Annotated in this window: 11 protein-coding genes; 3 read left to right on the top strand and 8 right to left on the bottom strand. The window is 60.4% G+C overall.

Features of this window, described 5'->3' with window-relative positions:
• On the top strand, positions 1 to 1,050 hold a 1,050-nt coding region (locus Q0K07_RS11475), incomplete at its 5' end, for an AAA family ATPase (protein WP_294559350.1).
• Positions 1,051 to 1,148: 98 nt separating this feature from the next.
• On the opposite strand, the gene Q0K07_RS11470 is transcribed toward Q0K07_RS11475, so the two are convergent.
• The 4 genes from Q0K07_RS11470 to Q0K07_RS11455 form a co-directional block, all read right to left on the bottom strand.
• Positions 1,149 to 4,211, bottom strand: coding sequence for a hypothetical protein (locus tag Q0K07_RS11470; RefSeq protein ID WP_294559348.1), 3,063 nt, complete (start codon positions 4,209 to 4,211; stop codon positions 1,149 to 1,151).
• A 381-nt stretch (positions 4,212 to 4,592) separates the two neighbouring features.
• Positions 4,593 to 5,150, bottom strand: a complete 558-nt coding sequence (locus tag Q0K07_RS11465; protein ID WP_294559347.1) for a Fe-S-containing hydro-lyase — start codon at positions 5,148 to 5,150, stop codon at positions 4,593 to 4,595.
• Between the two features lie 9 nt (positions 5,151 to 5,159).
• A complete protein-coding gene (locus Q0K07_RS11460; protein WP_294559346.1) occupies positions 5,160 to 6,005 on the bottom strand; it encodes a fumarate hydratase in 846 nt (281 codons plus the stop codon).
• Positions 6,006 to 6,191: 186 nt separating this feature from the next.
• Positions 6,192 to 6,536 (bottom strand): TM1266 family iron-only hydrogenase system putative regulator, encoded by a 345-nt coding sequence (locus tag Q0K07_RS11455; protein ID WP_294559344.1) that lies wholly within the window; start codon positions 6,534 to 6,536, stop codon positions 6,192 to 6,194.
• A 411-nt stretch (positions 6,537 to 6,947) separates the two neighbouring features.
• Here Q0K07_RS11455 and hydG point away from each other — a divergent pair, with 411 nt between their 5' ends.
• Positions 6,948 to 8,366: a [FeFe] hydrogenase H-cluster radical SAM maturase HydG gene (gene hydG, locus Q0K07_RS11450; RefSeq protein ID WP_294559342.1), complete on the top strand. Its 1,419-nt coding sequence runs from the start codon at positions 6,948 to 6,950 to the stop codon at positions 8,364 to 8,366.
• 257 nt (positions 8,367 to 8,623) lie between these two features.
• On the opposite strand, the gene Q0K07_RS11445 is transcribed toward hydG, so the two are convergent.
• The 3 genes from Q0K07_RS11445 to Q0K07_RS11435 all read right to left on the bottom strand — a co-directional run bounded on the left by Q0K07_RS11445 (position 8,624) and on the right by Q0K07_RS11435 (position 12,563).
• Positions 8,624 to 9,652: a metallophosphoesterase gene (locus Q0K07_RS11445; protein WP_294559340.1), complete on the bottom strand. Its 1,029-nt coding sequence runs from the start codon at positions 9,650 to 9,652 to the stop codon at positions 8,624 to 8,626.
• Positions 9,653 to 10,017: 365 nt separating this feature from the next.
• Entirely contained in the window at positions 10,018 to 11,187 is a 1,170-nt protein-coding gene (locus tag Q0K07_RS11440) for a GTP-binding protein (RefSeq protein WP_294559338.1), read from the bottom strand.
• Between the two features lie 86 nt (positions 11,188 to 11,273).
• Complete coding sequence (locus tag Q0K07_RS11435) at positions 11,274 to 12,563, bottom strand: GTP-binding protein (RefSeq protein ID WP_294559337.1); 1,290 nt, start codon at positions 12,561 to 12,563, stop codon at positions 11,274 to 11,276.
• 314 nt (positions 12,564 to 12,877) lie between these two features.
• On the opposite strand from Q0K07_RS11435, the gene Q0K07_RS11430 reads away from it, so the two are divergent.
• Positions 12,878 to 13,204 carry a TSCPD domain-containing protein gene (locus Q0K07_RS11430; RefSeq protein WP_294559335.1) on the top strand — a complete coding sequence of 109 codons (327 nt, stop codon included), beginning with the start codon at positions 12,878 to 12,880 and terminating at the stop codon, positions 13,202 to 13,204.
• Between the two features lie 142 nt (positions 13,205 to 13,346).
• On the opposite strand, the gene Q0K07_RS11425 is transcribed toward Q0K07_RS11430, so the two are convergent.
• Positions 13,347 to 13,707, bottom strand: a 361-nt coding sequence (locus Q0K07_RS11425) for a DUF6363 domain-containing protein (RefSeq protein WP_294559333.1), incomplete at its 5' end; no start/stop codon positions are given.

The raw sequence follows: 13,707 nt of genomic DNA, 5'->3' as shown, positions 1-13,707 counted from the left end.
GTGAGCGACGGCAAGGAAAACCGCCTGCTGCGCGAGGAAGTGCGGCCCGACGACGTGGCCGACATCGTGGCGCGCTGGACGGGTATTCCGGTCACCAGACTGCTGCAGTCGGAACGCGAAAAGCTTCTTGAGCTTCCCGCCCGTCTGCATGAGCGCGTGATCGGGCAGGATGAGGCCGTGCAGGCCGTGTCGGATGCGGTACTCCGTGCCCGCGCCGGTCTTTCCGATCCGCACAGGCCTCTGGGTTCCTTCATCTTCCTCGGCCCCACCGGCGTGGGCAAGACGGAACTGTGCAAGACGCTGGCCGAAGCCCTGTTCGATACCGAAGACAACATGGTTCGTCTCGATATGAGCGAATACATGGAAAAATTCTCGGTGTCGCGCCTCATCGGTTCGCCGCCAGGATATGTGGGCTATGAGGAAGGCGGACAGCTCACCGAAGCCGTGCGCCGCAAGCCCTACAGCGTGGTGCTCTTCGATGAAGTGGAAAAGGCTCACCCGGATGTGTTCAACACGCTCCTGCAGCTTCTGGACGACGGGCGTCTGACCGACAGCCAGGGCCGCACCGTGGACTTCAGGAACACCATCATCATCATGACGTCCAACATCGGTTCCCCCATCATGCTGGACGGCATCGACGAGAAGGGTGAATTCAAGCCCGGCGTGCGCGATGCGGTGATGGCGGAACTCAAGCGTTTCTTCCGGCCCGAGTTCCTGAACCGTGTGGATGAAACGGTGATGTTCTACCCGCTGCGCGCCGATCAGATCGGAGCCATCGTGGATCTGCAGATCAGGAATCTGCAGAAGAGACTCGACGAGCGCAAGATCACGCTGGAACTTACCGACGACGCCCGCAACTTCATTGCGGAAACGGCCTACGATCCGGCCTACGGCGCGCGTCCGCTCAAGCGCTGGATACAGCACAACCTGGAAACCAGACTCGCCCGCGCCGTCATCAGCGGCGAGGTCCGCGACGGCTGGAAGATCCGCGTGGTGGTGGACAGGAACGAGGACGGCGGCACCCTGAGATTTGAAAAAGTGGAAGGGTAAGCCCCGTAACGGGAAAGAACGCCTGTAAGGCGATGTATAAGGCCCGCGATACCGGAAACGGTGTCGCGGGCCTTTTTTCGTGCCTTTCTTTCATGCCCTTATACGGCCGCGCCATCTTCGCTCTTTCCGGAGGAGCGCTTCACATCGAAGCTTGAGCAGTGGCGGGCGATGGTGTCTATATAATCCTCATAGTTGTCGAGATAGAACGACAGCGCGCGGGAGAAGTTCATGCCGAGCATGCCGTCGACAAAGAGCTGACACACTTCCTGCACGTTGAGCAGTATGCTCTGGAAGCGGGCCAGCACCACCCTTTCCTCTCTGGTCATGCCGCGCAGAAGGCTCAGCAGCGTCTGCTGCGCGCAGGGCTGATAGTACCAGAAATACATGAGATCCAGCGCGTTGATGATGCTTTCCACCTGAAGCGCCCGGGCCTCTTCGGCCTTGGTGAAGCGTATGAACTCCCGGGGCTGGGCCAGCAGGGAAAGCATGTCCCTGTCGGGAAAGGCCAGTTCCAGCCTTGTATAGCAGTCGAAAAGGTGCTTCAGCTTGGTCTGGTAATCCCAGTTGCGCAGGCGGTAGTTGTTGCGGCGGTCGGCCACGGCCTCGATGAAGCCCGCCACGGTGTCGGAGGCGAATTTCGACACGATGGCCGCGGCGGGAATGAGGATCTGTTCCGGGGGGATGACGGTGATCAGCGGAAAGAAGGCGTAGAGCACGGAATTGTAGAGCATGGCCACGGGAATGGCCAGAACGCTGCGGAAGAAGTTGCCGATGACGGCCGTCCGGGGAAAACCGCGGTAGATGTTGTGCGAGGAGATGTACATGCCGTTGGCCAGAGCGATGATGGAAAAGACGAGCAGCGGGAAATTTTCCACCGTGAGGCCCAGCACTCTGCTGAGGAGGAGGTTTCGGGTCAGCCCTTCGAGCAGAATGACGGAAATGCCCGTGTACATGAGAGAATCGCACACTCTCGACCAGTTGACGAATTTTTTCCAGGAAAGCAGCATGTTCTTGCGCACGCCGCCGCCGGCGATGACGGCCTGTATCACGTTGCGCACGCCGGTGATGCCGAACCAGATGGGCGCGCCGAACCAGGCAAGCACCCACCATTCCTGGGTGATGAGGAAGGTGAGAAGGGCGGGGATGAAGCCGCAGAGCACCTTGAGCACATTGGAAAAGGTGGTGTTCAGGTAGCCTTTGCCCGGCGAGTCTTCCCTGTCGGGGAGCGGATCGGCATGGGCGGAGCCGAGGCCGTTGGTCTTTTCCATGGTCATGCCGCCCATGGTGATGACGTTGCCCGGCTGCCCGATGCGTATGTTCTCATCCAGAGGTTCCCATTCTCTCTTGCGCTTCATGCCGCAGGTGGCAAGTCCCAGCAGTTTCCGGCCCAGGGCGCAGCAGCGGGGCATGTGCTCCCGCGGTCTGTATTCCTCGCGGCAGCCCAGGGGCATCTGTATGGGCAGGGTGACCACGCTGATGTATTTGTTGCCGGTGAGGTGCTTTCTTGCGTTGCCGGGCAGGGTTTCGGGCACGGCAAGGCCCATGCCGTAGCGGTTGCCCAGGTGGCTTGTGGAATCGGTGCCCATGTGGCTGGCAAGGGGCGCGTAGCGGTACAGGGCCTGAAGCGCCGGAATGTTGCCCAGAATGGCGCGGAATTTTTCGCAGCGCTCCCGGTTTTCGGGGTTCAGGGAGCAGTCCATGCGGCCGAGCATGTCGCGCAGGATGCGCTTGAGGCGCATGACGTCGCCTTTGTTGATGGCGATCTGCAGCTCGTTGATTTCCCGGATGTGGCTGAGATTGCCTTCGTGCCATTCCTTGAGATTGAAAAGTTCAAGATGGGTGATGAAGCCCTGCCCGTCCCAGATGATTTCCAGAACGTCTTCCGCCGTGAGTCCGGCAAGCTGCAGGGTGATGCGGTAGCCGCTGCGCAGGGTGCTCAGCCGCTCCAGCAGCTGCGGCACGCTCATGCGCAGAAGTTTCGGGCGTGAGTCTTCTTCCGAAGCGGGGGGATCTTCAGGGGAGGGCAGCTCGGGGTTGCAGGCAGGGGCAAGGCAGCTGTCGTGAATGACCGAAGGGGTGAATTCATCCATGCGCTTCATCCGGCGGAGAATTTCCGCCTTGCGGGCCTCGTCGGCCTCTTCCAGTTCCATGGTGAGGTCGGCCGTCTTGGCCTGGAACTTGGGCAGCAGCGTTTTGTGGGCAAATTCCGCCAGATGCAGCAGCGAGGGCTGCCCGTTGCCCACAAAGGCAAGAAAGGCATCCTTGTCCAGCGTGGTCACGGGAATGCCGAGATCCCTCGTGAGGGCCGGCGCGTGGCGGCTGTTCCAGAGCTCCAGGGTGGCGAACACATGTTCCTGTATCCAGAGCGAGGCCTTGCGCCCTTCCTCCATGAAGGCGCTCATGGAAGGCGAGGTGAGAAAGTCCAGAAAGTCCTCAATGTCGGAAAAGCCGCGCGGCGCCCAGATGAAATCCACATAGCGCCCCCGGAAGGAGGCGCGGAATTCCAGACCGATACGCACGGAAATGCCCATGAGGGCGGCGGCGCTCAGAAGTTCGCGGGCCACGTCCACTTCCACATAGTTGTAATACACCACGGTGAGGTTGCGGATGCCCTTCACCCAGGCATCCATGATGAGGAAGGTGGCGTTCTTGCGGCCCTTGGTGTTGGCGTCGTGAACATGCTGGTCCAGCGTAAGCTGATTCCATTCCTCCGGCATTTCCATGAGATGATGCCTGTTGAGAAATTCCCTGACGATGCGCGGATTGCCCGAGGCGGCCTTGCGGAAGTCGTGTATCAGCTTGAGCTGGGCGTATTCGTCGTTCCGGGAACGGATGATGGCCTTCATGATCTGGATGAGCACCCGGCCCGTATTATAGCGGAACGTGGTCTGGGCGCTGTGCAGCACCTCGTCGTGCAGCGTGCGCAGAGCGGCCAGGCGGTTTTCCGCAGGGCCTGCCTTGGTAAGACTGCCCAGAAGATTGATGACGGCCTGAGCCATGCGGAATGCGTGCGTTGTGGTCAGGTTCAGAATGCCGTGAGGATGGAGCCGGGCATGGAATATTCTGTGTTCCAGGTCGGAAGAAGGGCCGTAGTCGATGATGTTGTTGATCATCTTCATCAGCTCTCTGTCCTGCCTGTCGAAGAAGAACATGTCGGACATGATCGCACCGCCGTATTTGAACACGGAAGAGTGGAGGGGGAATACTTTTATGACATTTTGTCACATATTACGGACATCCTGTCAGCTCAGTCAATAAAATCAGCTTATTATGACAGTTTCTTTACAATGTTGTGAATATGTTCCCACATGCGCGCAAGCTGAAGACAGAAAAATCGCACGGCTTTCGGAAGCGCCGGACGGCGGAAAGTCGGCATGAGCGGAAAGCGGGAAGAGAAGGCACGGCGGCAGGCGGGAAGTATTGCCTGCGGGAGGGGAGGAAGAGGGAAGATTACGGGTGCGGCGATTTTCTGCGGCTTCAGATACGGCAGGGGCGCCCTGCACGGCATGTGCGGGGCGCCCCTGAGATGTTGGCGGACGGCGTCAGATATGCTGATAGGGCTTTCTGCCTTCCTCGTACAGGTCGGTGCCGAAGCAGTCGGCCACCACGGTGACGGGGAAGTCTTCCACTTCCATGGCGGCAAGGGCCTCAGGTCCCAGTTCCGGCCAGGCAAGCACGGTATAGGAACGGATGCAGCGGGAAATGAGCGCGGCGGCCCCTCCGGTGGCGGCGAAATACACGCAGACATTGTCCCGGATGGCGTCCATCACCGCCCGGGAGCGGTTGCCCTTGCCTATCATTCCGGCAAGGCCGAGCTTCAGCAGGCGGGGGGTGTAGGCATCCATGCGGCCGGAGGTGGTGGGACCGGCGGAACCTATGGGTCTGCCGGGTTTGGCGGGGGAAGGCCCCACATAGTAGATGAGCTGTCCTTCCGGGTTGAAGGGCAGGGGGCGGCCCGCGTCAAGGGCTTCCGTCATGCGTTTGTGGGCGGCGTCGCGCGCCGCGTAGATGGTGCCGCTGATGAAGGCGAGATCGCCTGCGCGCAGCTTGCGGATGTCATCCTTGGAAAGAGGCGTGACCAGATGATGGGTGGAAGGCATGGCGTTTCCTCACAGAACGGCTTCCGCATGGCGCGCGGCATTGCAGTTGATGTTGACGGCCACGGGCAGGCTGGCGATGTGCGTGGCGCAGAATTCCACATTCACCTTGAAGGCGGTGACGCTTCCCCCGAGGCCTGCGGGGCCGGTGCCGAGCCTGTTCACCATATCGAGGAGCTCTTCTTCCAGCTTCGCATAGCGCGGGTCGGGGTTGCGGCTTTCCACGTCGCGGGCGCAGGCCTTCTTGGCGCACAGGCAGGCAAGTTCCATGTTGCCGCCTATGCCCACGCCTATGACCATGGGCGGGCAGGGGCTGGCCCCGGCATGACGCACGGTTTCCAGCACGGCCTTCTTCACGCCCTCGATGCCGTCTGCGGGCACGAGCATGTGCAGTGCGCCCTTGTTTTCGCTTCCCGCGCCCTTGGGGGCGAGGCGGAGCGTGATACGGTCCCCGGCCACAAGGCGGGTGTGGATGACGGCGGGCGTGTTGTCGCCGGTGTTTCTGCGCTCAAAAAGCGGCTCTTCCACCGAGGATTTGCGGAGATATCCTTCCGTATAGCCTTTGGCTATGCCCTGATTCACGGCGTCTTCAAAAAGGCCGCCCGTGATGTGCACTTCCTGCCCGATTTCGGCAAAGACCACGGCAAGCCCCGTGTCCTGGCAGATGGGGACGTTTTCCTTCTCTGCAATATCGGCGTTCTGGATGAGCTGGTCGAGCACGTCGCGCCCTGTGGGCGAAAGTTCGCATGCTCTGGCACGGTGCATGGCGGCCAGAGTGGATTCGGGCAGGCGGCAGCAGGCTTCCACAGCCAGGCGCGCCACGGTGTCGCGTATGAGGTCGACGGAAATTTCTCGCATGATATCTCCCGGATGCGTGAGGTTCGGCCCGAACATAGGCCTTTTTGCCGGGAAAATAAAGCGGCGTGTCGCCGGGAGATTTCCCCGCGGTCTTTCCGGCACTGTCGCCGGGAAGGCATACTTTCCGGAAATGCCGGGGAGGGCACGGCCATGCGTCCAGAGGCCGCATGGCCGGAGAAAACGTCACTACATCTTCGTGATGACGGATTTGACGGAAACATGCTCCAGCTGGCCGATTTTTCCGGTCATGGCGGAAATGGCCTCATTGCTGCCGTCCACGGCGAGGGAGATGATGGACACGCCGCGATCGCGGTAGGGAATGCCCAGACGGCCGACAATGATGTCGGCATACTGATGCAGGATGGCGTTCAGGGCTGCGGAGGCTTCGATGTTTTCCACAATGATGCCGACGATGCCGAGGCGGTTTTCTTCCATGATGATGTCCTTTGTCTGCAGGGAGCCTTCGGGCGCGAAGGCGGCGGGCGCGCAGAACCCTTTCTGCAGGGCCGCGCGGAACGATGCTTTCAGCAATGGCGCGCCCTGTCAAGACAGGAGAGCGGGGAAAAGGCCCCGTGTGCGGAAGAGGGCGGCAACTTCTCATGGGGGAAGAGGTCGGGATGAGCGGGGGCGGAGCTTTTCTCTTGCCTCATGAGGAGGAACGTGTATGATGCCCGCATTCCGACCGGCGGATTCATCTTCCGGGAGGAGCGCCGCAACTGCGGCTTTTTGTTACGGTATCCCGACTGCGAAGAACGCCTCCGTGCGTTCCGGGCAGAAAGGTCTGTGCCGCCCGCCCCGCCCTGCGACGGGGAGCTCATCGTATTCCGGGCGCCTTTCCTTGCGGGAAGGCGCCTTTTTCTTTTCTCTGGGCGCCTTGTCTGAACGGCAGTTTCTGCCATGGACGGCTTTTGCCGGGGCGGCCTGGCCGCCGGGGGAATCACTATGTACAATGTACGCTCTCTGGACTCCAACGAATTCATCGATCATGCCGAGATCATGACCTCTCTGGAAGAGGGAAAAAAGCTGGCCGCGGACAGGGTCTCTGTGGAACGCATTCTGGACAAGGCGGCCGGATGCGGGGGCCTCACGCACAAGGAAGCGGCCGTGCTGCTCTATGTGGAGGACGAGGCGACGAGAAAGCGCATGTATGCGCTGGCCCGGAAGATCAAGGAACACATTTACGGCCGCCGCATCGTCATGTTCGCGCCGCTGTACCTTTCCGACTACTGCGTGAACAACTGCCGGTACTGCGGCTTTCATGCCAGCAACAAAACGGTGCGGCGCAGGCTCTCTCAGGAGGAGCTGCGTGAAGAGGTGCTGGCGCTGGAAAAGCTGGGGCACAAGCGGCTGCTGCTGGAGGCGGGGGAAGACGACAGACATTGCCCCATCGACTATATTCTGGAGTGCATGCACACCATTTACGACACGAAGCTGCAGAACGGTTCCATACGTCGCGTGAACGTGGACATAGCCGCCACCACGGCGGAAAACTACCGCAGGCTCAAGGAAGCCGGGCTGGGAACCTACATTCTCTTTCAGGAAACCTACCACAAGCCCACCTATGAATTCATGCACATGGGCGGCCCCAAGGCCAGTTATGAATGGCATACCGAGGCCATGGATCGCGGCATGCTCCACGGCGGGCTGGACGATGTGGGTATAGGCGCGCTTTTCGGCCTGTACGACTGGCACTATGAGGTGATGGGCCTGCTCATGCACGCCGAGCACCTGGAAGCCGTGGCCGGCGTGGGACCGCACACCATTTCCTTCCCCCGGCTGCTTCCCGCCGAAGGCGTGGATTATTCCGCCTATCGTCTGGTGAACGATGAGGATTTCAAGCATCTCATCGCCGTCACCCGTCTGGCCGTGCCCTATACCGGCATGATACTCACCACCAGAGAATCCGCAGCGTTCCGCCGCGAGCTTCTGGATATCGGCATGTCCCAGATGAGCGCCGGTTCCTGTGTGGGCGTGGGCGGCTATGCGCACCCCGGGCGTGAGATCCCCGGCGAGGCCCCGCAGTTCCACCTTGCCGATGAACGCAAGCCCGAAGACGTGCTCAAGGGACTGGTGCGCGACGGCTATCTGCCGAGTTTCTGCACGGCCTGCTACCGTTCGGGCCGTACCGGCGACCGTTTCATGCCTCTTGCCAAGAGCGGGGAAATCAGCAACTGCTGTCAGCCCAACGCCATGCTGACCTTCAAGGAATATCTGCTCGATTATGCCGACGACGAGCTGAAGGCTCTCGGCGAGCGTATGATAGCCGATGAGCTGGAACACATCACGCGGGAGAAGCGCAGAGCGCAGACCATGGACTATCTGAAGAGACTGGAGGCCGGGGAAAGAGACCTGCGTTTTTAGAGCCTGCCGCTTTGGCCCTGCCGGAGTCCGTTGCTCCGGCAGGTATGCCCGAAGCCTCCTTTCGCATTCCAGATCCTGTGACGGGCCGTTTCATGGCCGGTGATGGGAGGATTCCGGAATTTTCCGCATGAAAAAGGCATCCGGTCGTTTTCCCGCAGGGGAAAAGCGGCCGGATGCCTGTATTTCACGTTGAGAACTTCCGCGGACCTGCTGCGCTCTGGAAGAAAACGGCGCAGATTCGCGCGGAACAGCGGATTTTACGGGAAGAACAGCCTTCTGGAAAGGGTGGTGGTGTCCTCCTGGCTTCCGATCCACACGAAGCGGTCATCCCTCAGGGCGCTGTCGCCCCGGTTCCAGCGGTAGGCCACCAGCGGGCCGCCGGAAACGGCGCTGAAGTCGAGGCAGGCCACATGCGGGGAATAGATGCGTATGTCTTCGCCGGGGCTTCGCCAGTAATGCCCGAAAAAGGTGGGGTATTCCACGGGCAGGGCTTCCCAGCTGCCGGGTGCGGGCTTTGCCTCTTCGGGAATGGAGAAGAGGTCGTCGCAGCCCATGAGGGCCATGTCGCGGCAGCTTTCCCCTGTGGGGAGCCACCATTTCACGCGGAAGCGGTCTCTTTCGTTGCCTTCCTTGTCACGCAGCAGCATGCCTTCGGGCATGGGCAGTTCCGGCCCCTTGAGCAGCGTTTCCACAGCCTGATATTCACAGCTTTCCTTGTCGCAGCAGGCGCGGGCGTACCCTGCCTCGGCAAGACAGGGAGCGTCTCTGCGGCCGGAAACAAGGCTTTCCCCTTCGCATTCGCCGTTGGTGAGCATGTCCATGGCATCCTGCGACCAGCAGGCGTGCACCATGTGCAGGCGGTTTCCCTCGCCGCCCAGATCGCCTATTTCCAGCCAGAGGGGCAGGCTGCGCATCCACTGCACCCACGGCTGATAGCAGCCGGCGAGCTGTTCCAGCGTGGCGGCGTGCTGCAGGGTGTGCTTTTCATTATGACTGCGGAGAAATTCGCCGGGACTGTCCGGCCGGGGAGTGTTCCAGCATATGGCGTTGAATTCATGGTTGCCCATGAGGCATTCGGCCGCTCCCGCCTCGCGCATGTTGCGCACAATCTTCAGCGTTTCCAGAATCTGCGGACCCCGGTCGATATAGTCGCCGAGAAAGATGACCATGCGGTCGGGGTGTCGCCACACGCCGCCGCTTTTTTCATATCCCAGGCGGGAAAGCAGGGCCTCCAGCTTGTCTGCGCAGCCGTGTATATCACCTATCACGTCGTAACCATTCAGCATACCTTGCTCCAGATGGCGGCGGGCAGGGCCGGGAATCCCTGAAAAAAGCCTCTGCCCCTGAAATTGGAATCAGTGTAACACAAGAGGCATGGAGATAAAAGGGGAGCGGAGATATATTTATGGAACGGCTCGAATGAAGCTTGCGGAGGCTTGCGGCGGAAGCGTTTTCACACTTTGTTACAGGGAAGTGGGGCGTGTTTTGCAGGGGGAGGGGAAGGCAGAAAAAGCCCCGCCTTTCCCTGTTACAGAAAAGGCGGGGGCGGAATGCTCTTCATGCAGGTCCGGATACGACGCAACGGGAAGAGTTTCCGGCAGGGCCTGCGGGTCCTGCGCGGAAGAGTGGTTTCACGTTGCAGAGCAAAGGCTCAGTCGGAGATCAGGCATGCATCCAGCGCGGAGGATATGGCCTTTTCATCCATGTGGCGTCCGATGAAGACAAGTTTGATCATGCGGTCGCCGTAGCGTGCATCCCAGTTGCGGTCGAGTTCCGGGTTGGCCCGGCGGGCTTCCTTCCGCTGCTGCTCCGGCGCCGTGGCCATCCAGCGGCCGAAGGGCGTGGCCACGGTCTGCCTTCCCGCCTGCTCGAACATGTAGGACATGGAGGGATTTTCCCGGAACCATATCAGGCCCTTGCAGCGGATCACGTTTTCCGGCCAGCTCATTTCCACAAAGGAGCTGAACTTTTCCTGATCGAAGGGCGCGCGGCGGAAGTATACGAAGGTGGAAATGCCGTACTCCTCAGTGTGGGAATGGCCTTCCTCGTGATCGTGATGGTGTTCGTGATGACTGCCGTGAGGGGCGTCGTGTTCCTCTTCATGGGCGTCGTGGGCCTGAAGGGCGCGTATCCATCCGGCGGATTTGCCTGCGCGGGCGAAGTTGAAGCTGTGGGTGTTGAGGATATCGTTCACGGACACCCTGCCGTAGTTGGTCTCTATGATGCCGGCTTCGGGCTGGAGCTGACGGATGACGGCGCGGATTTCGGCAAGCTGTTCCGGAGTCACTTCGTCAACCTTGTTGAGGACCACGGTGGTGCAGAATTCCAGCTGCTGTATGAGCAGGCTTTCCACATCGTCGTCATCGTTTTCCTGCAGCAGCTTCCGGCCGCTTAAAAATTCGTCGGCCATACGCATGGCGTCCACCACGGTGACGACGGCATCCAGCCTGCACACCGTGGGCATGACTTCGTTGCCCAGGGTGATGGCCTGCGCTATGGGCATGGGTTCGCAGATGCCGCTTGCCTCGATGAGAATATAGTCGAAGCGGCAGGTGGCGATGAGGTCGAGAATCTGCTGGAGCAGGTCTTCCTTGAGGGTGCAGCAGATGCAGCCGTTGGAAAGGGGGATGAGGCTGTCGTCCATCTCCACATTGCCGCCCTTTTCGATAAGCGCGGCGTCGATGTTCACCTCGCCTATGTCGTTGACGATGACGGCGACTTTATAGCCTTCCTGATTGGAAAGAACATGGTTGAGCAGCGTGGTCTTGCCCGCGCCGAGGTAACCGGTGAGCAGCGTGATGGGAACGATGTTTCTGCGCATGGGAGTATGTTTCGGCATTGCCGGGCTGAGGGGAGCGGCATGCGCCGCAAAAACGCGCGGCCGGTGTTCCCGGCCGCGCGAAGGGGTTATTTTTCAAGGCAGGCGTCAAGCGCGGCGCAGATGGCCGCCTTGTCCATGTGCTGGCCGATGAATACCAGCTTCTGCATCCTGTCGCCGTAGGTTTCGTCCCATTCCTCGTCAAGCTGCTTGTCCACGCGGCGTTCGGCGGCCTGACGCTTGGCCGGGGCGGCGGCCACCCATTCGCCGTAGGGCGAGGCGGTCATCTGACGGCCCGCCTGTTCGTAGAGGTAGGCGGTGTCGGGTTCGTCCACGAACCAGATGAGGCCCTTGCAGCGGATGACGCTGGAAGGCCAGGCGTCGTTGACGAAGTCCTCGAACTTCTTCTGGCTGAAGGGGGCGCGGCGGAAGTACACGAAGGTGGAAATGCCGTATTCCTCACCGTGTTCGTGGCCGTCGTGAGGATGGTGATGGTGGTGATGGCCGTGGCCTTCCTCGTGCTCATGATGTTCATGCCCGTCGTGGTCATGCTCCTCATGGTCATGAACTTCGTGGTCATGATCGTGCACGCAGTGGCCGTGTTCGTGGTCGCAGTGGGAATGGTCTTCCTCGTGCTCTTCTTCATGGTCTTCTTCCGGAGCGTCGGCTTCCAGAGCCTGCACCCAGCCTATGGAGGCACAGGCGCGGTCGAAGTCGAAACGGCCCGTGTCGAGGATGTCCTTCACGGCCACCTTGCCGTAGTTGGTCTCTATGATGTTGGCTTCGGGCTGGAGCTTGCGGATCACGGTCTTGAGCAGGCCGAGCTGATCGGGCGTAAGGCCGTCCACCTTGTTGAGCACGATGGTGGTGCAGAATTCTATCTGCTGGATCACGAGGCTGGCGATGTCCTCTTCTTCCAGATCTTCGTCCACCAGCTTGCTGCCGCCCATGAATTCATCCACCATGCGCTGCGCGTCCACCACGGTGACGATGCCGTCCAGCCTGCATATCTTGGGCAGGGATTCATCCCCGAGGCAGAGCGTCTGTGCAATGGGCAGGGGTTCGCAGATGCCGCTGGCTTCGATGAGAATATAGTCGAACTTGCCGGATTCGATGAGGTTGAGCACCTGTTCCAGAAGATCGGTCTTGAGCGAGCAGCAGATGCAGCCGTTGGAAAGGGGCACAAGGCTGTCGTCCATTTCCACGGTTCCGCCTTTGGCGATGAGGCTGGCGTCGATGTTCACTTCACCGATGTCGTTGACGATGACGGCGACCTTGTAGCCTTCCTGATTGGAAAGAACATGGTTGAGCAGCGTGGTCTTGCCCGCGCCGAGGTAGCCGGAAAGAACGGTGATGGGAACTATGCGTCTTTTTTTCATGAATAACCTTCCTGAAAGCGCGGATGCGCGTTAATGGCGGAATGCGGCGTGCCCCGCGCCTGAGAAGCGCCGGGGATCGAGGCTCCCTGCCGGCCGGAGCCGGAAGCATGATGACAAGGAGGAGCCGTCCGGGGAAAGGATAGGGCAAAATCGCGCAACGTCAACCTTGCTTTCCTGCGGATATGCCGGAAAAAGCGTCCTGCCTGGGACGCGCGCAGCCCGCTCCTGAGTCCTGCCGGAGAAAAACGTTCCCGCCGCTTGCCAGAGACGTGAGATTTTCGTAAGACTCTGTTTTCCACAACGGGAGGATATCCATGCAGTTTGTCTTCATACCGGAGCGCGTGTGCTCCAAAATGTACATGATAGAGGTGGATGAAAAAAGCCGCATCATCACCAGGTTCGACTTCAAGGGCGGCTGCCCCGGCAACCTTCAGGGCATAGGCCGCCTCATACGCGGCATGCACATCGACGAAGTGATCAGCCGTTTTGAAAACATGCCCATCTGCCCCACCTCGAAGGTGTCCTCGTGCCCCGAGCAGATCCGCCGGGCGCTGCTGGACCTTCGCGCCAAGCTCGATACCGGCATGGTGCAGGAACAGCCTCATTTCGGGCTGGAATCCTTTGCTTCTCTGAAAAAGTAGGCGTCGTTCTGTGCCGGACGCATCAAGGCCCCCTCCGGGGGCCTTTTTTTATGCGCGCAGAAGCCGGCGCCTTCCGGACGGGGCGCCTGAGGCGGGCCTGTTTTCACTGCCGCTTTTTTAAGGAACGTGCCTGCGTCCTTTATCAGCCTTTTTCCTGCTGCAGGTAGAGCTTCAGATCGGGCATGATGTTCTTTGCGTCGCGGTAGCCGAGCCAGTACCATTCCCCCAGCTTCTCCAGGTCGCTTTCCATGCGGCCTATGTCCATGAAGTGCGAAGGGCTGATGACGAAGACACGGCCTTCTGCACGCAGGCGTTCGATATCGTCGCAGAGGCGGTTGTAGTCGGCGTTGCTTCTGGCCAGAGACCCGGCAAGAGCGGGCCATTTCCTGCCGTAGACGAGGCGCGCGAGCTTTCCTCCGGCCGCGGCGTCGCGCCGGTAATCGTCGGGCCGCGTCTTCACGACCACAATGCGGGAAAAGCCCTGCTCCAGCGCCCAGTGTACG

Source organism: uncultured Mailhella sp. (assembly GCF_944324615.1).
Classification (GTDB): Bacteria; Desulfobacterota; Desulfovibrionia; order Desulfovibrionales; family Desulfovibrionaceae; genus Mailhella.
Note: the sequence above shows the minus strand (reverse complement) of the source record. Positions and strands in the feature narration are given on the sequence as shown.